This window comes from Achromobacter aegrifaciens (assembly GCF_902859735.1).
In the GTDB taxonomy this organism is placed as follows: domain Bacteria; phylum Pseudomonadota; class Gammaproteobacteria; order Burkholderiales; family Burkholderiaceae_B; genus Achromobacter; species Achromobacter aegrifaciens.
Window position 1 is genome coordinate 356,768 of sequence record NZ_CADIJY010000001.1, and the last position, 16,635, is coordinate 373,402.

Sequence of the window (16,635 nt, forward strand, 5' to 3'; positions counted from 1 at the left end):
TGTGCGGGGTGGGGGGCTTACCAGCGCTTGGTCTTGATGTTGTGCACATGGGCGTGCTGGCCGGCCTTGATGGGCTCCACCACGCGGCCGATGTCGACGCCGTACTTGAAGACGGTGTCGCCCACGGCCATGTCCTTCATCGCCACCTTGTGTCCGATGGGGATGTCCTGCGATGCGCGCACGTGGATGATCTTGTCTTCATCCATGATCCAGGCGTTCAGTTCCGTTCCGGCGGTGACTCCTTCCACGACGGCGACCGCCACCGTGTCCTTGGCATCGTGCAATACGGCGTGAATCATTTGTCTTCCTCTCTTGGGCTTGGGGGCGCCCGGCTGGTGCGGCGGCAGGGCGCGGATCGCTACGGCCAGGAAATCTTAGGACCGTGCTTCATGTGTGTCAACTAAATCATATATATGAATTGTATGACTTGAGCAGGTTCCGTCCCCGCCGCTACACTGTGGGCTCCTGATTTTTGCGATGCACCCATGAACACCAGCCTGTCCTCGACCGTGCCTTTGGGCAGTCCTCTGTACGCGCAGGTCAAGCAGGCCGTGCTGGCCGCGCTGGCGCAGGGCGAATGGAAGCAGGGCGAGGCGATCCCGCCCGAGAAGCTGCTGGCGGAACGTTTCGGCGTCTCCATCGGCACCTTGCGCAAGGCCATCGACGAACTGGCTGCGGAGAACATCCTGGTGCGGCATCAGGGCCGCGGCACCTTTGTGGCCGTGCACACGCGCAACCACCATTTCTTCAAGTTCTTCCGCATCGTGCGGCAGGACGGCGACAAGTCCTATCCCGCGACCGAGCTGCTGCGATTTCGCCGCGTGCGGGCCTCGGCCATCGCGCGCGAGAAGCTGAACCTGCCCGCCGGCGCCATGGTGTTCGAGTTCCTCAACCTGTTGTCGCTCAACGGCGACGTGGTGATGATGGATGAGATCTGCCTGCCGGAAGCATGCTTTCCGGGCATGACCGAAGCGCACCTGCGCGACCGCGCCAGCACGCTGTATGCGCTGTACCAGGACGTATTCGGCGTCAATGTGATCGCCACCGACGAGCGGCTGCGCACCTGCGTGGCCGAACGCACGCAGGCGCGGGCGCTGGGCGTGGCCGAAGGCAGCCCCTTGCTGGAGATCCGCCGCGTGGCGTTTTCCTACAAGCGGCAGGCGGTGGAATGGCGCATCTCGCGCGTCAACACCGAACGCTACGAGTACCTGGGCCAGGAGCCCTGGGAGGCCGGCGCCTGAATGGCCGCCGCGCGCGCCAGGCGGGCCGGATGGGCCGCCCGCCGTTGCGGCGCGCGTCAGCAGTGCTAGAATTCCTGCCGCAGTACAAAATTTTTCGGCGCCGATTTGCCTGATCCGCTTGCGGGCGCCTTCCAATAAATCCAGCTAAAGAGGTCCGTATGACCACTCCTGCCCAAAATTTGGCCGGTGATTCGGCCAGCGGGTTCGTACCCGCAACCGTCACGACTTCCGCTTCCGCTGATCCCGGTTCGGTCGGTCTCGTTGCCCCCACCTTCATCCGTTTCGATGAGCCCCTGTCCTTGCAGAGCGGCCAGTCGCTGGCTGCCTACGAACTGGCGGTCGAAACCTACGGCACGCTCAATGCCCAGCGCAGCAACGCGGTGCTGATCTGCCACGCGCTGAACGCTTCGCACCACGTGGCGGGGCAGGCGGCCGACAATCCCAGCGACGTGGGGTGGTGGGACAACATGGTGGGGCCCGGCAAAGCGGTGGACACCAACGTCTTCTTCGTCATCGGCGTCAATAACCTGGGCTCCTGCTTCGGCTCGACCGGCCCGGCCAGCATCAATCCGGAAACCGGCAAGCCCTGGGGCGCCGCTTTTCCGGTGCTGACCGTCGAGGACTGGGTAAGGGCGCAGGCCAGGGTCGCGGACCACTTCGGCATCGAACGTTTCGCCGCCGTGATGGGCGGATCGCTGGGCGGCATGCAGGCGCTCAGCTGGGCCATTACGTTGCCCGAGCGCGTGGCCAATTGCGTGGTCATCGCCAGCACGCCGCGCCTGTCGGCGCAGAACATCGGCTTTAACGAGGTAGCGCGCCGCGCCATCATCACCGATCCGGATTTCCACGGCGGCGACTACTACGCGCAGGACACCGTGCCGCGCCGCGGCCTGTCGGTGGCGCGCATGCTTGGCCACATCACCTACCTGTCCGACGACGACATGGCCGAGAAGTTCGGCCGCGCCCAGCGCGCGCCGGCCGAGAACGGCGCGTACCACTACGGCTACGACGTCGAGTTCGAGGTGGAGTCGTACCTGCGCTATCAGGGTGAGAAATTCACCCGTTATTTCGACGCCAACACCTATCTGCTGATTACGCGCGCGCTGGACTACTTCGACCCGGCGCGCACCACCGGCGGCGATTTGGCCCGCGCGCTGGCTCCGGCCAAGGCCGATTTCCTGCTGGTGTCGTTCTCGACCGACTGGCGCTTCCCGCCGGAACGTTCGCGCGAAATCGTGCGGGCGTTGCTGAAGAACGCCAGCCCCGTGACCTACGCCGAGATCGACGCGCCGCACGGCCACGACGCCTTCCTGCTGGAAGACGCGCGCTACCATGCCGTGGTTCGCGGCTATTACGAACGCATCGCGCGCGAGCTCGGGCTCGGCGTTGCCGCCCAGACCGAAGGACGTTCCGCATGACTCCCGTGACTCCCCGACCCGCGCACAGCGTCTTGCGGCCCGACCTGGCGCGCATCGCCAGCTGGATCGAGCCCGGCAGCCGCGTACTGGACCTGGGCTGCGGCGACGGCGCGCTGCTGGCGCATCTGCGCGACCACCGGCAGGTGCGGGGCGCGGGCGTGGAACTGGACGACAACTGCGTCATCGCCTGCGTGCGGCGCGGCGTTGAAGTGATCCAGCAGAACCTGGAAGACGGGCTGGCGCTGTTCGACGACAAGCAGTTCGATACCGTGGTGCTGTCGCAGACCCTGCAATCGATGCATCGCACCGAGCACATCCTGCGCGAAATGGCACGGGTGGCGCGCTACGGCGTGGTGTCGTTTCCCAACTTCGGTTACTGGCCGCACGGCTGGGCCATCCTGCGCGGCCGCATGCCGGTGACGGGCCAGATGCCCTACCAGTGGTACAACACGCCGAACATTCACTTGTGCACGCTGCGCGACTTCGAGCAGCTGGCCGGCGAATTGCGCCTGTCCATCCTGGAACGCGCCACCTTCAACGAAGGACGCGAGGTCAAGCTGCTGCCCAGCTGGCGCAGCACCCTGGCGGTGTACCGCTTCGCGTCGCCCTGACATTCCGACACGCCTGCTGCCTGCGGCGCGGGCGCATAGGCCCTAAAATGCCGCAAGCCTGCGGCCGCCAGCGGTGCGCTGGCGCGTTGTTTTAGGAGACCGTCATTACCGCTGCATCCAACGTCTATACCAGCCCCCGCGTGGCCCCCTTGCTGGTCCTGGGATTTGCCAGCGGATTGCCTCTGGCCCTGACCAGCGGCACCTTGCAGGCCTGGGCCACGGTGGAAAACGTGCCGCTGCAGCAGATCGGTTTCCTGACCCTGGTGGGCAGCGCCTATACCCTCAAGTTCCTGTGGGCTCCCTTGGTGGACCGCTATGCGCCGCCCTTGCTGGGGCGGCGGCGCGGCTGGATGCTGCTGACGCAGTTGCTGCTTGCCGTGGCCATCATGGCGATGGGCGCCTTGTCGCCTTCGTCCGCCTTGCAGACGCTGGCTCTGCTGGCCGTGCTGGTGGCGTTTCTGTCGGCCACGCAGGACATTGCTTTCGACGCCTATTGCACGGACGTGCTGCGCAAGGATGAGCGCGGCGCCGGCGCGGCCATCAAGGTCATGGGCTACCGGCTGGCGATGATCGTGTCGGGCGGGCTGGCGCTGATCCTGGCGGACCAGTGGATAGGCTGGGGCAATACCTATGTGCTGATGGGCGGGCTGATGCTGTTGTGCGCGTTGGCGACCTTCTGGGCGCCCGAACCCGAGCACGTCGCCCGACCGCCGCGTACGCTGCGCGAGGCCGTGGGCGAGCCTTTGCGGGAATTCTTCACGCGGCGCGGCGCGCTGGCGGTGTTGCTGCTGATCGTGCTGTACAAGCTGGGCGACGCGTTCGCGGGGGCTTTGTCCACCACCTTCCTGATCCGCGGCGCGGGCTTCACGCCGACGGAAGTGGGTACGGTGAACAAGGTGCTGGGGCTGGCCGCCACCATCATCGGCGCACTGGCGGGCGGGTCGCTCATGTCGCGCTGGGGCCTGTACCGGTCGCTGATGGCGTTCGGGCTGCTGCAGGCGGTGTCGAATCTGGCGTACTGGCTGATCGCCGTCAGTCCCAAGAACCTCTGGCTGATGGCCGCGGGCGTGGGGATCGAAAACCTGTGCGGCGGCCTGGGCACGGCGTCCTTCGTTGGCCTGCTTATGGCGTTGTGCCGCCAGCAGTTTTCGGCGACCCAGTTCGCGCTGCTGTCGGCGCTGTCGGCGGTGGGCCGGACCTACCTGGCCGGCCCTCTCACGCCGCCGCTGGTGGAAGCCATGGGCTGGCCGGGTTTCTTCCTGCTGACCGTGGCCATCGCGTTGCCGGGCCTGGTGCTGCTGCATCTGCTGCGCGGCACGATAGAAACCATGGAGAAGCAGGGCGATCAGGCCCCGGCTTGAAGCCGGCGGGTCCAAAAAAAAACGGCGCCGAGGCGCCGTTTTTTAATGGCCGGACCGGGGTTTATTCCTCGCCGAGCAACCTGACGATCAGCACGTCGCTGGGCAGCGACTCCAGCAGCCGTTCGGCCACGCTGCCGATGGCGGTGCGCAGGATGCCGGTGCGGCCATGGGTGCCCGTCACGACCAGATCGGAACGGTGGTTGAAGGAGTATTCCGACAGCACGGTTTCCGGCTGGCCGCATTCCAGCACCACCTTGGGTGCGGCGACCTGGGCGAGTTCGGGCGTTTCGGCGATGAAGTCCTGGGCGCTCTGCTCGGCCGCCTTGTAGAAGCTGCGCGTGATGGCGTCATCCGGCGTGTTCTTGCCCTGGAAGGGGACGTCGTAGGAGTGGAACAAGGTCAGGTCCGCGTTCGGCACCAGGTGCAGCGCGGCGCGCAGCGCCTGGCGCGAGCCGGCGGAGAAGTCCGTGGCGACCAGCACGTCGCGGTAGGGCCGGCGCGGACGGGTCTTGACCACCAGTACGGGCTGGCGTGCCTGGCGGGCCAGCTTTTCGACCGTGGTGCCCAGCAGCAGGCGGCCCAGGGTTTCATCGCGCGCGGTGCCGGTGACGATCAGCGAGCAGCCGTAGCTGTCGGCGGTTTCCATGATGCGGACCAGCGGATCGCCGCTGACCACCACCACTTCGGTCGCCACGTCGGCGGCGGCCAGGTCCTCGGCCAGCTCGCGCTCGGCCAGCGCCTTGTGGTCCGTCGACAGGCGCCGCCACACGGGCGTGGTCAGGCGAGCCGGCGTGGCATGGGATTCCATGACATGCAGGACGATGAGCTTGGTGTTGAGTTCCTTGGCCAGCTGCAGCGCGCGGTCCAGGGCGCGGTCGCCGCGCGCGCTCAGGTCGGTCGCCAACAGGATGGGGCCAGTTTGCTGTGTCATACGTTCTCTCCCGGTTGTGGTTGGACCGCCGACTCCCGCGTGCGTCGCTCCAGCCGTTCCGCCCTCGCGGGCCTTATCCCCATTCTCGCGCGGCTGCGCGGAAGGGGACTTGATAGATATCAACGCAAAGTCGAGGGTAAGGGATGGCGGGCGCGCAGGCAATGGCCGTCCGCTACCCCGCCGCCTTAATACAATGGGGCCAGTTCAACTCCCTGCCTGCCCATGTTTCCGGATCTGTCTCCCGCCTTGCTGCACACGCTGTATCTTGTCGCCATCGTGGCGGAAGCGATGACCGCGGCGCTTTCGGCCGGCAGGCGCGACATGGACTGGATGGGCGTCTGCATCATTGCCTGCGTGACGGCCCTGGGCGGCGGTTCCCTGCGCGACGTGCTGCTGGGTCATTACCCGCTGACCTGGGTGGTTCATCCCGAATACCTGTGGATGACGGCGGGCGCGGCGATCTTTACGGCCCTGATCGCGCCCGTCATGCGGCGCCTGCGCAGCCTGTTCCTGCTGGCCGATGCGCTGGGCCTGGTGGCGTTCACGGTCATCGGCTGCCAGGTGGCGCAGCTGATGCAGCTGCCGATCACGGTGGTGCTGATCAGCGGCATGATCACCGGCTGCGCCGGCGGGGTGCTGCGCGATGTGCTGTGCAACGAGGTGCCGCTGCTGTTCCGCAAGGAGCTCTATGCCAGCGTGTCCTTCGTGACCGGCGGGCTGTACCTGGGCTCGCAGGCCTTGGGCCTGTCCGCCAACGCCGCGGTGCCGATCGCGCTGGCCGCGGGCCTGGCGGTGCGCCTGCTGGCCCTGCGCTTCAATTGGCAGATGCCGAAGTTCGTGTATCGGGACGACTGGGACTGAAGCAGGGCGGCAGGGCGCTCTGCAACAATTTTCTTATTTATGTTTCAAGAGATTTCTAGTATCTTCACGAAGTCTCATACCATGCATTGCGCAGTACAAGGGGAGCCGATTGGACGTCAAAGCGCCCGCCACGATTCCGTATTTCCTGCAGGAACAGATTCGTGAATTGATCGTGGACGGCACCATCCGTCCCGGCCAGCCGCTGCGCGAACAGGAGCTGGAGCAGCGTTTCGGCACCAGCCGCAGCCCGATCCGCGAAGCGCTGCGCCTGCTGGAGCTGAGCGGCCTGGTCACCCATATCCAGCGCAAGGGTTTCAGGGTCACCCTGTACACCGAGGCGCAAATCCGTCATCTGTACCAACTGCGCGCCGAACTCGAGGCCTATTGCATCCGCCAGGCGGCGGAAGCGGCCGACCAGGCGCCGCTGCTGGCCGAGCTGCGCCTTCATGACGCCGCCATCGGGGCGGCATTGGCGTCGGGCGATGGGCGCGCCGCCATTGCCTCGGCCTGCGCGTTCTATCTGGCTGCGGCCCGCAGCACGGGCAATACCCCGCTTGCGGGCATGCTCAGCAAGCTTTACGAGCAGATCGAACCGTTGCGCTACCTGTTGGCCAGGCAGGCGCTGCCGTTCACCGGCATCCAGGCCTGCACCAGCGGCGTTATCGAAGCGTTGGCCGGCCGCGACGTCGAGCGCGCTGCCAACCTGACGCGCAGCTATCTGGCGGACGTGCTGCCCAGCGTGGCGCAGGCGTATCGCCAGGCCGCGCTGCAGGACGCGGAAGAACCGCAGCCGCGCTACGCACGCGCCTGAGCCGGCCGCGCCTCGCCGGCCGCGCCTATTCCCTCGGTGGGGTGCGGACTTCTATGCCGGCCTGTTCCAGCGCCTTGCGGATGCCGTCGGCGAAGATCAGCGCGTTCGGCTGGTCGCCATGGATGCACAGCGTGTCGGCCTGCACCGCCACGTCCTTGCCGTCCACCGAACGCACCTTGCCTTCGCGCACCATGCGTACTACCTGCGCCACCGCCTGATCCAGGTCTTCGATCATCGCGCCAGCGCGGCTGCGCGGCGTGAGCGAGCCGTCGTCCTGGTAGGAGCGGTCGGCGAAGACCTCGTTGGCGGCGGCCAGGCCGATGGAACGGGCCGCGTCGATCAGTTTGCTGCCGGCCAGTCCGTACAGGATCAGCGAGGCGTCCACGTCCTTGACCGCCTGGCAGATCGCGTGCGCCAGCCCTTCGTCCTTGGCGGCCATGTTGTAAAGCGCGCCGTGCGCTTTCACATGGTGCAGCCGCGCGCCTTGCGAGGCGGCCACGCCGGCCAAGGCGCCGATCTGGTAGACCACGATGTCGTAGGCTTCGTCGGGGCTGATCTGGATGACGCGGCGTCCGAATCCGGCCAGATCCTGCAGGCTGGGGTGCGCGCCCAGCGCCACGCCGCGCGCCAGCGCGGCCGCCACAGTCTTGCGCATGGTGGCCGGGTCGCCGCCATGGAAGCCACAGGCGATATTGGCGGAGCTGACGAACTGCAGCACCGCGGCGTCGTTGCCCATGGTCCAGGCGCCATAGCTTTCGCCCATGTCGCAGTTCATGTCGATGCGGGTGGTCATGGCAAATTCCTTTCTAGGCGAGGAGCGCGCGCAACGGCGCCAGCGCGTCCTGCAATTGCGTGAAGGCGCGCTCGCGTTCGCCGTCCAGGCGCTGCGCTTCTTCCAGTTCGATCAGTTGGAAGCGCAGCGTCTGGCCCGGTGCGCACTGCGCCAGGACGGGCAGGTCCACCGTGGCGATCTGCGCGATCTTGGGGTAGCCGCCGGTGGTCTGCCGGTCGGCCATGAGGATGATGGCCTCGCCGCCCGAAGGCACCTGCACGGTGCCGAAACACGCGGCTTCCGACAGCATCTGACGCGGCTGGCTCATGGCCAGCGCGGGGCCCAACAGGCGGTAGCCCATGCGGTCGGACTGCGGGCTGATGCGGAACTCCGCGCCGCCGCCAAAGGCCTGGCGGGTGGCCTCGGAGAATTCCTCCCAGTGCATGCCGGGCAGGAAACGGATGAACTCGCGGCGCTTGGCGCCCAGCGCCGCCGGCAGGTAGACGCGCTGGTTCCACAGCGCTTCCTGCAAGGCGTCGAGGTCGCGGCCAGCGGCCAGCGGCGCATGCAGCGGCACCTGGTCGCCCTTGGCCAGCGCGCGTCCCTGGAAGCCGCCGAAGCCGCTGCGCAGGTAGGTGCTTTCGCTGCCCATGACGCGCGGCAGCGCAAAGCCGCCGTGCACCGCGAGATAGCCGCGCACGCCCACGGCCGGCCTGGCGCCGAAGGCCAAGGTGTCGCCCGTCCGCGCCACCAGCGGGCGGTGGACGGGAATGTCCTGGCCGTTGAGCGTGGCGCCAAGGTCGGCGCCAGCCAGCGCGAAGCAGGCCGCGGCGTCAAAGCGCAGGGTAGGACCCGTCAGGGTTATTTCCAGCGTGGCGTGTTCGTCTTGATTGCCGGCCAGCGCGTTGGCCAGCCGGTGCGCGCGCTCGTCCATGGCGCCCGCGGCGGGGATGCCCTGATGCTGGTAGCCCTCGCGGCCGCGGTCCTGGAAGCTGGACAGCATGCCGGGCTTGATCACGGTCACGCTCATGGCCGGGCTCCCCGGATGCGGTTGAAGTCCTCGGGGCTGATGGGCACGAAGCGGACCGAGTCGCCGGGTTGCAGCAGGGCGGCGGGTTCGCGGGCCGGGTCGAACATGGTGAGCGGCGTGGCGCCGATGATGTTCCAGCCGCCGGGCAGGCGGTTCGGGTAGATCACGGTCTGCCGGTTGGCGACCGCCACGGCGCCGGGCGGCACCGCGGTGCGCGGCGAGGCGCGGCGCGGGATATTCAGTTTTTCGTCGTGCACGCCCAGATAGGCGTGGCCGGGCGCGAAGCCCAGCATGAAGACCATGCTGCGCGGCTGGCTGTGCAGCTGGATGACGCCTTCGGGAGTGAGGCCGGCGGCGTCGGCCACTTCGGCGAGGTCGGGGCCATGTTCGCCGCCGTAGCAGACCGGGATGTCGATCTCGCGTCCGCCCAGGGCGTCCGCGGCGATGCCTTCGGACAATAGTTGTCCGATGCGCTCGGCCAGTTGCGGGTAGGTGGGGCCGCCGCTGGCGCCGGGGCGGTAATGCACCGCCACCGCGACGAAGGAAGGCACCACATCGGTCACGCCGGCAAGCCGCGCGTCGCGCAGCTTGCCGGCCGCGGCCAGACAGGTCCTGCCGACATCGGCGTCGATCTGGTCGCCAAAGGAAACGATCAGGCAGCGGTCACCCTGGGGCAGGATGCGCCAGGAGGTTTCGGCCGGAGAAGGAGGTTCTGAATTTGCGTTCAACGACACGAAACCTGTAGAGACGGATTACTTGGCGAACAGGGAATCCAGGTTCTTGAACGCCTTGAATTCCAGCGCGTTGCCCGACGGATCCAGGAAGAACATGGTGGCTTGTTCGCCCACTTCACCCTTGAAGCGGATGTAGGGCTCGATGACGAATTCGGTGCCGGCGTCGGTCAGACGCTTCGCCATCGCTTCCCATTGTTCCATGGAAAGCACCGCGCCGAAATGGCGCACCGGCACATTGTGCGAGTCCACGGCGCTGGTGGCCTTGTGGCCGCATTCGCCGGGAGCCAGGTGGGCGACGATCTGGTGGCCGTAGAAGTTGAAGTCGATCCATTCGGGCGAGCTGCGGCCCTCCGGACAGCCCAGTTTTTCGCCATAGAAGGCGCGGGCTTCGGCCAGGTCGCGGACCGGGAAGGCGAGGTGGAACGGCGGCAGGTTGGTTTGAGCGGTCATGGAAGGCTCCGGGTCAGGCAAAGAAAAAATGATCAGTCGGATTGCGAGCCATCGCAAGTTTGGACGGCCTAGCATCGATGGGTAGTTTAGGTATTGTTTTTTTGATTGAAAAACGATATTTTTTGCTACTTAGCATCGAAATAATTGATCGTGATCAAAGAGTTCAAGACCTTCATCGCCGTGGCGCGGGACGGCACCTTTACCGGCGCCGGCGCCCGGCTGGGCCTGACCCAGTCTGCCGTCAGCGCCCAGATCAAGCGCCTGGAGGATTACCTGGGCGGGCCGCTGTTCGACCGTAGCGCGCGCGCCGCGGTGCTGAATGCGCACGGCCGCGAAGTGCTGCCGCAGGCGGAAGAACTGGTCGCCATGGCCGAGCGGATGATTACAGCTGGCGGGGCGGGCCATGTCAGCGGCTTGCTGCGCATCGGCGCCATCGCGTCGGTGCAGCAGGACCTGCTGGCGCGCGCGCTGGGCGGATTTCGCGCGGTCTATCCGGATGTGCGGGTGCGCATCGTGCCAGGCGTGTCGCTGTCGCTCCTGGGGCAGGTGGATGCGGGCGAGGTGGACATGGCCATGCTGATCAAGCCGCCCTTCGCTCTGCCGCCCGAACTCGGCTGGCAGCCCCTGCTGCGTGAACCGGTGATGTTGGCCATGCCCGCTTCCATGCCCATCGCGCCCTGGCGCGAACTGCTGGCAAGCCAGCCCTTCATCCGCTACGACCGCGCGTCATTCGGCGGGCGCGTGGTGGACCTGTTCCTGAAGAAGCAGCGCATCCCGGTGCGCGAGGCTGTGGAGCTGGACGAGATCGACGCCATCGCCAACATGGTGCGGTTGGGGCTGGGCGTGGCGCTGTTGCCGCAGCTGCGGCGGCTGGACATGACCGGCTTGCGGCTGTTGCCGCTGGGGGAGGCGGCGTTCCACCGCGAGATCGGCCTGATAGGCCGGCTGCCGTTCGATGCCGGCAGCGTGCAGGAGAAGATGGCGGAATGCCTGGCGGCCGCCGCGGCAGAGTCTTGAGCCGTTTGGCGGGCGGCGCATGACGCGCTGCCCGCCACGGCGGCGGTGGCTTACAGCCGGTCGCAGCGGACCGTGATGGGGTGGCTGCGCAGCGTGGACATCACGACGTCGTTGACTTCGCCTTCCACGTCGGTGATCACATAGCCGATCTGGCCGCGGGTCTGCAGGGTCTGGCTGACGATGTTCAGGCCATGCTGCGCCATCAGGTTGTCCAGCGTGCCCAGCGCGCCCGGGGCGTTGCGGTGCACGTGCAGGATGCGCGTGCCGCCGGCGGGCTCCAGATACGGCAGTTCGGGGAAGTTGACCGCGCCCTTGGTGGTGCCGGCCTGCAGGAAGCGCACCAGCTTCTCGGCCACTTCCCGGCCGATGTTCTCTTGCGATTCCTGCGTGCTGCCGCCGATGTGCGGGGTCAGGATCACGTTGGGCAGGCCGATCAGCGGGCTGGCCAGCGGCTCGTCCGCGCCCTTGGGCTCGGTCGGGAACACGTCCAGCGCGGCGCCGGCCAGATGGCCGGATTTCAGCGCCGCATGCAGCGCGTCGATATCCACCACCGTGCCGCGCGAGGCGTTGATCAGGATGGCGCCACGGCGCATGCGGCCGATGGTTTCCGCGTTCATGATCTTTTCGGTGGTCTTGCCGCCCGGCACGTGCAGGGTCACCACGTCGGCCTGCTCCAGCAGCTCGTTGAGCGTGGCCGCGGGCCGGGCATTGCCCAGCGGCAGCTTGGCTTCGACGTCGTGATAGACGACGCGCATGCCCAGGCCTTCGGCCAGCGTGCTGATCTGCGAGCCGATGTTGCCGTAGCCCACGATGCCCAGCGTCTTGCCGCGGGTCTCGAATGCGCCGGCAGCGCTCTTGTCCCAGTGGCCCAGGTGCACGCGGGCGTTCTTTTCGGGAATGCGGCGCAGCAGCAGGATGGCTTCGCCCAGCACCAGTTCGGCCACCGAGCGGGTGTTCGAGAACGGTGCGTTGAACACCGGGATGCCGCGCTGCATGGCCGCGTCCAGGTCGACCTGGTTGGTGCCGATGCAGAAGCAGCCCACGACGCGCAGGTCGGGGTTGCCGGACAGCAGGGCGGCATCCAGGTGCGTGCGAGAACGGATCCCCGCCACCTGAGCGCCGCGCAGGGCGTCGCTCAATTGCGACGCCGGCAAGGCGGCCGCATGCGTGACGATGTCGGAGTAGCCGGCGGCTTCAAAAACAGCGCGGGCGCTCGGGTGGATGTTCTCGAACAGGACGATTTGTGCCATGACAGCCTGAGGGGTGGGTGAGGAATCCGTTTTATTGATTGTGGCCCATTTTTGCTGCAGTGCAAGGAGTAGCCATTGAGGCGGCATGGATGAATTGTTTCAGGCGCACAAACGATACGGGCATCGCCACAAAGAGCGATGCCCGGACAGAACCTGAAGGTTCGCGCGTTAACGGTAGGCCTGGAACACCTTGGCGCCGCCCTGCTTGTCCACCAGGACCACGTCATGCGGCGTCTTGCGGCCGCCGTATTCGGGGCCGTCCATGCCGGGGGAGCCCAGCGGCATGCCTGGCGCGGCCAGGCCGGCTGCGTCGGGCTTTTCGAGCAGCAGGCGGCGCACGTCGCTGGCCGGGACGTGGCCTTCGATCGCGTAGCCTTCGACGGCCGCGGTGTGGCACGAACCGTAGTTGGCCATGCCGGCGTTGCGGCGGATGGGGCCAGTGTCCTGGACGTCGTGGGTGGTGACGGCGAAGCCGTTGTCGCGCATGTGCTTGACCCAGTCTTCACAGCAGCCGCAGGTCGGGGTCTTCCAGACCTCGACCTTGACGGGCGTCTGGGCGGTGGCGAAAACGGGCGCGCACAGGGCCGCGGCAAGGGCCAGGCGGCGCGTAAGACGGGAAAGGTTCATGATGCTCCGTTGCGGGACGATGTGATTGCAAGCGTACTGTAGAGGAACGGGGGTGACCCCATTCTGTCCCGCACATTACGATTTTGTAATGTTGTCCGCGGTGGCATGGCCCTCCGGCGCGCGCAGCGTGATGCCGACCACGGTGCCATGCGCGCCCGAGGCCGCGTCGACCTCGCCGCCATGCATGCGCGCGATGGCGCGCACGATGGCCAGGCCCAGGCCGTGGCCTTCGCTGCGCGGCGCGCGCGCCTGGCTGGAGCGGAAGAAGCGGTCGAAGATGCGGGGCAGGTCCGTCGGCGGGATGGGCGGGCCTGGGTTGCGCACTTCCACCCGCGCGCCCGCGGGCGAAGCCGAGCAGGTCAGCACGATTTCGCCGCCCCGGGGCGTGGCCTTGATGGCGTTGGAAATCAGGTTCGCCAGCGCGCGCCGCACCAACCCGGCGTTGGCGGCCACGGTGGCGTCGCCTGCGCAGCGCAGATGCACGCCGCTTTCTTCCAGCGTGGCTTCGTAGTATTCGGCCACGCGTCGCGCTTCGGCGGCCAGCGATACCTGCGCCAGGTCCGCGGCCCGTTCGCCGCGGTCGGCGCGCGCCAGGAACAGCATGTCGTTGACCAGGGTCTTCAGGTCTTCCAGCTCTTCAAGGTTGGATTCCAGCGCATCGCGCAGTTCTGCCGCGTCGCGCGGCGACGACAGCATGACCTGCGTGCCGTTGATCAGCGTGGCCAGCGGCGTGCGCAGCTCGTGCGCCACGTCGGCATTGAAGCCTTCCATCTGCTGGTAGGCGGTCTGCAGGCGTTCCAGCGTGCGGTTGAAGGAACGGACCAGCTCGTGCAATTCGCGGTCGGTGTCTTCCAGCGGCAGGCGCCGCGCCAGATTGTCGGGCTGGATGCTGGCCGCCTGCTCGGACAGCCTGCGCGCCGGCGCCATGCTGCGCCTGACGGCCCAGGCCGCCAACACCACGGTCGCGCCGACCCACAGCGCGCAGATCAGCACCAGCGCGGTGCCATAGGCATACAGGAACTGCGAACTGGTGCGCGTGCTGACCGCCACGGTCAGTTGCGCGCCGGGCAGGATGCGGTCGTTCATGGCGACCCGCAGGCCGCGCATGCGGCCGCCGTCGGCGGTCTGCAGCACGACCTGCCTGCCGTCGCCGGTCGCCAGCGTTTCGGGAGCGGGGCCGCCGTACACGGAGTGGCCGTGCGCATCCACGATCCAGATGCCCAGCTGGCCTTCGCCCGCGCGCATCTCGTCGAAGGTGGCGGCCAGGTCTTTCAGGCCGCGGGCGTTGTTCTGCATGTCGATCAGGTGATCGATCAATTCCAGCTTGCCGCTGACTTCGGTGATTTCCTGCCGTTCCACTTCGCGCTTGAGCGCCCAGAACAGCGTGGCTCCCGCCAGGCTGGACACAAGCAGGGCGATGGCGCCCAGCAGCAGCGTCAGCCGCGCCTGCATGGAACGCATGCGCAGCGGCTTCATGCCGGGCGGCTATCCGCGGGGCGCGATTCCAGCACGTAGCCCATGCCGCGCACTGTATGCAGCAACTTGGTGTCGTAGGGGTCGTCCAGCTTGCTGCGCAGCCGCCGCACCGCCACGTCGATGACGTTGGTGTCGCTGTCGAAGTTCATGTCCCAGACCTGCTCGGCCAGGGTGGTGCGCGACAGCACCTGGCCCTGGCGGCGCAGCAGCAGGGCCAGCAGATTGAATTCCTTGGCGGTCAGGTCCAGGCGGCGGCCGCCGCGTTGGGCGCGCCGGCGGGCCAGGTCCAGTTCCAGGTCGGCCAGGCGCAGCAGGGTGGGTTCCTGAGAGCGTCCGCGGCGTAGCAGCGCCTGCACCCGCGCGAGCAGTTCCGAAAAGGCGAAAGGCTTGACCAGGTAGTCGTCGGCGCCGCCTTCCAATCCGCGCACGCGGTCCTCGACGGCGTCGCGCGCGGTCAGCATCAGGATGGGCGTGTCCTTCTGTTCGCGCACCGCGGCCAGCACGCCGAAGCCATCCACGCCCGGCAGCATCACGTCCAGCACGATCAGGTCGTAGACGCCTTCCAGCGCCAGATGCAGGCCGTCCACGCCGTCGCGAGCCAGGTCCACGACGTGGCTTTGCTCCGACAGGCCCTTCTTGAGGTAGTCGGCCAGTTTGGGTTCGTCTTCGATGACCAGGATGCGCATGGCAGGAAATTTACCATCCGCGCTGCGTCAGGTCCGGCGGACGGCTCAGGCCGGGCTGTCGATGGCGATGCGGTCGGGCGGAAAGCGCAGGGCGAACACGCTGCCCTTGCCGGGTTCGCTGGTGATCAGCAGTTCGGCGTCGTGGCGCATGGCGATGTGCTTGGTGATCGCCAGGCCCAGGCCGGTGCCGCCCACCGCGCGCGAACGGCCGCGGTCCACGCGGTAGAAACGCTCGGTCAGGCGGGGCAGGTGGCGCGCGGGGATGCCGATGCCGGTGTCCTGCACGCTGTAGCGCGCGCCGCCGTCTTCCTCGCGCTCCCAGCGCACGGTGATGGTGCCGCCGTCCGGCGTGTAGCGCACCGCGTTGGTCAGCAGGTTGGACAGGGCCGAGGTCAGTTCGGTTTCGGCGCCCAGCACGTCCAGGGATTCATCGATGTGCCACTCCAGCACGTGGCGGCCGCCCGACAGGGCCTCGATCTGCTGGCGCGCCTTCTGCAGCAGCGCGCCCATGTTGACCGCGCGCGGGTCGCTGCCCGGCGAGGATTCCAGCGTGGACAGGGTCAGCAAGTCTTCGACGATGGCCTGCATGCGCTGGGCCTGCTCGTGCATCATGTCGATGTACTGCTCGCGTTGTTCGGCGGGCAGGGCGTCGGCGGGCATGTCGCGCAGGGTTTCCAGAAAACCCGCCAGTACCGTCAGAGGCGTGCGCAATTCGTGCGAGACATTGGCCACGAAGTCGCGGCGCGTGGTTTCCAGGCGTTCGATCTGGGTGACGTCGCGCGTGATCAGCAGGCGCTGGTTGCTGGCGTAGGCCGTCAGTTGCATCATCATCAGCCGCTCCTGGCCTTGCTGGCCCAGGCGTACCAGTATGGGCTCGGGCCAGGACGGACGGTGCGCATATTCGACGAATTCGGGCGCGCGCAGCAGGTTCAGCAGGTTATGGCCGCGGTCGGCCGGCAGGCGCAGGCCCAGGTGCTGGCGCGCCATGCGGTTGCACCAGTCGATCTGGAAATCCTCGTTCAGCGTCACCGCGCCGTCCGGCAGCGCTTGCGCCGCGGCCAGCATGCCCTGCATGGTGTTCTGGGTTTCGTTCAGTTCGCGGGCCCGGGCGCGGGTGTAGCGGTACAGCGGCGCGAGGATGTCGTCCCAGGGACCGACCGAAGCCGGCGGCGAGGTATCGGGGTGGTTGGCCCAGTGGGACACCAGGTGCAGGCGCCAGCTGCGCCAGAGCAGCATGGCGGCCAGCGCGAAGGAAAACAGTATCCAGCCCGCCGGGTCTCCTATGAGCCATTGGGCCAGTAATGCGGCAACCGCCCACAGGGCGACCAGGAAAAGAGTGCGCAGCCAGATCATCGTGCG

The 16,635-nt window shown here is 67.3% G+C and carries 18 protein-coding genes and 1 riboswitch; of the genes, 7 read left to right on the forward strand and 11 right to left on the reverse strand.

All coding sequences use genetic code 11. The features are described from left to right. Positions 1 to 17: 17 nt before the first annotated feature. Positions 18 to 299 carry a UxaA family hydrolase gene (locus tag HV766_RS01670; protein ID WP_042795507.1) on the reverse strand — a complete coding sequence of 94 codons (282 nt, stop codon included), beginning with the start codon at positions 297 to 299 and terminating at the stop codon, positions 18 to 20. A 186-nt stretch (positions 300 to 485) separates the two neighbouring features. Here HV766_RS01670 and HV766_RS01675 point away from each other — a divergent pair, with 186 nt between their 5' ends. The 4 genes from HV766_RS01675 to HV766_RS01690 all read left to right on the forward strand — a co-directional run bounded on the left by HV766_RS01675 (position 486) and on the right by HV766_RS01690 (position 4,631). Beyond that, positions 486 to 1,241: a GntR family transcriptional regulator gene (locus tag HV766_RS01675; protein ID WP_054455025.1), complete on the forward strand. Its 756-nt coding sequence runs from the start codon at positions 486 to 488 to the stop codon at positions 1,239 to 1,241. An 87-nt stretch (positions 1,242 to 1,328) separates the two neighbouring features. Continuing rightward, a riboswitch (SAM riboswitch) is annotated at positions 1,329 to 1,410 on the forward strand. Further along, complete coding sequence (metX, locus tag HV766_RS01680; protein WP_175161146.1) at positions 1,400 to 2,659, forward strand: homoserine O-succinyltransferase MetX; 1,260 nt, start codon at positions 1,400 to 1,402, stop codon at positions 2,657 to 2,659. It overlaps the preceding riboswitch by 11 nt. Then, positions 2,656 to 3,270, forward strand: coding sequence for a methionine biosynthesis protein MetW (metW, locus tag HV766_RS01685; protein WP_054455023.1), 615 nt, complete (start codon positions 2,656 to 2,658; stop codon positions 3,268 to 3,270). Before metX ends, metW begins: the two co-directional genes overlap by 4 nt. Before the next feature lie 104 nt (positions 3,271 to 3,374). Further along, positions 3,375 to 4,631: a muropeptide transporter gene (locus tag HV766_RS01690; protein ID WP_119452172.1), complete on the forward strand. Its 1,257-nt coding sequence runs from the start codon at positions 3,375 to 3,377 to the stop codon at positions 4,629 to 4,631. A gap of 61 nt (positions 4,632 to 4,692) precedes the next feature. Here HV766_RS01690 and HV766_RS01695 read toward each other — a convergent pair whose 3' ends face one another. Continuing rightward, positions 4,693 to 5,562, reverse strand: a complete 870-nt coding sequence (locus HV766_RS01695; protein WP_054455020.1) for a universal stress protein — start codon at positions 5,560 to 5,562, stop codon at positions 4,693 to 4,695. Positions 5,563 to 5,784: 222 nt separating this feature from the next. On the opposite strand from HV766_RS01695, the gene HV766_RS01700 reads away from it, so the two are divergent. Both HV766_RS01700 and HV766_RS01705 read left to right on the forward strand, forming a co-directional pair. After that, on the forward strand, positions 5,785 to 6,423 hold the full coding sequence (locus tag HV766_RS01700; RefSeq protein ID WP_054455018.1) for a trimeric intracellular cation channel family protein: 639 nt from the start codon (positions 5,785 to 5,787) through the stop codon (positions 6,421 to 6,423). A gap of 109 nt (positions 6,424 to 6,532) precedes the next feature. After that, positions 6,533 to 7,234 (forward strand): GntR family transcriptional regulator, encoded by a 702-nt coding sequence (locus HV766_RS01705; RefSeq protein ID WP_054455016.1) that lies wholly within the window; start codon positions 6,533 to 6,535, stop codon positions 7,232 to 7,234. 25 nt (positions 7,235 to 7,259) lie between these two features. Here HV766_RS01705 and HV766_RS01710 read toward each other — a convergent pair whose 3' ends face one another. From HV766_RS01710 to HV766_RS01725, 4 genes are read right to left on the reverse strand one after another with little or no spacing between them, the layout of a single operon-like run. Next, positions 7,260 to 8,027 carry a LamB/YcsF family protein gene (locus HV766_RS01710; RefSeq protein ID WP_175180435.1) on the reverse strand — a complete coding sequence of 256 codons (768 nt, stop codon included), beginning with the start codon at positions 8,025 to 8,027 and terminating at the stop codon, positions 7,260 to 7,262. A gap of 13 nt (positions 8,028 to 8,040) precedes the next feature. Next, positions 8,041 to 9,036, reverse strand: coding sequence for a 5-oxoprolinase subunit C family protein (locus tag HV766_RS01715; RefSeq protein ID WP_054455012.1), 996 nt, complete (start codon positions 9,034 to 9,036; stop codon positions 8,041 to 8,043). Next, on the reverse strand, positions 9,033 to 9,764 hold the full coding sequence (gene pxpB, locus HV766_RS01720; protein ID WP_175180436.1) for a 5-oxoprolinase subunit PxpB: 732 nt from the start codon (positions 9,762 to 9,764) through the stop codon (positions 9,033 to 9,035). Before pxpB ends, HV766_RS01715 begins: the two co-directional genes overlap by 4 nt. A gap of 24 nt (positions 9,765 to 9,788) precedes the next feature. Further along, positions 9,789 to 10,220, reverse strand: coding sequence for a VOC family protein (locus HV766_RS01725; RefSeq protein WP_054455008.1), 432 nt, complete (start codon positions 10,218 to 10,220; stop codon positions 9,789 to 9,791). A 150-nt stretch (positions 10,221 to 10,370) separates the two neighbouring features. On the opposite strand from HV766_RS01725, the gene HV766_RS01730 reads away from it, so the two are divergent. Then, complete coding sequence (locus tag HV766_RS01730) at positions 10,371 to 11,237, forward strand: LysR family transcriptional regulator (protein WP_054455868.1); 867 nt, start codon at positions 10,371 to 10,373, stop codon at positions 11,235 to 11,237. Between the two features lie 50 nt (positions 11,238 to 11,287). Here HV766_RS01730 and serA read toward each other — a convergent pair whose 3' ends face one another. From serA to phoR, 5 genes are all read right to left on the reverse strand, one after another. Beyond that, positions 11,288 to 12,487 carry a phosphoglycerate dehydrogenase gene (gene serA / locus HV766_RS01735; RefSeq protein WP_054455006.1) on the reverse strand — a complete coding sequence of 400 codons (1,200 nt, stop codon included), beginning with the start codon at positions 12,485 to 12,487 and terminating at the stop codon, positions 11,288 to 11,290. Between the two features lie 168 nt (positions 12,488 to 12,655). Further along, on the reverse strand, positions 12,656 to 13,114 hold the full coding sequence (locus HV766_RS01740; protein WP_054455004.1) for a DUF411 domain-containing protein: 459 nt from the start codon (positions 13,112 to 13,114) through the stop codon (positions 12,656 to 12,658). A 75-nt stretch (positions 13,115 to 13,189) separates the two neighbouring features. After that, on the reverse strand, positions 13,190 to 14,590 hold the full coding sequence (locus HV766_RS01745; protein WP_175180437.1) for a heavy metal sensor histidine kinase: 1,401 nt from the start codon (positions 14,588 to 14,590) through the stop codon (positions 13,190 to 13,192). Beyond that, positions 14,587 to 15,276, reverse strand: a complete 690-nt coding sequence (locus HV766_RS01750; protein WP_054454998.1) for a heavy metal response regulator transcription factor — start codon at positions 15,274 to 15,276, stop codon at positions 14,587 to 14,589. The genes HV766_RS01745 and HV766_RS01750 overlap by 4 nt, the downstream gene beginning before the upstream one ends. Before the next feature lie 45 nt (positions 15,277 to 15,321). After that, positions 15,322 to 16,629: a phosphate regulon sensor histidine kinase PhoR gene (phoR, locus tag HV766_RS01755; protein WP_054454997.1), complete on the reverse strand. Its 1,308-nt coding sequence runs from the start codon at positions 16,627 to 16,629 to the stop codon at positions 15,322 to 15,324. Between the last annotated feature and the right edge of the window lie 6 nt (positions 16,630 to 16,635).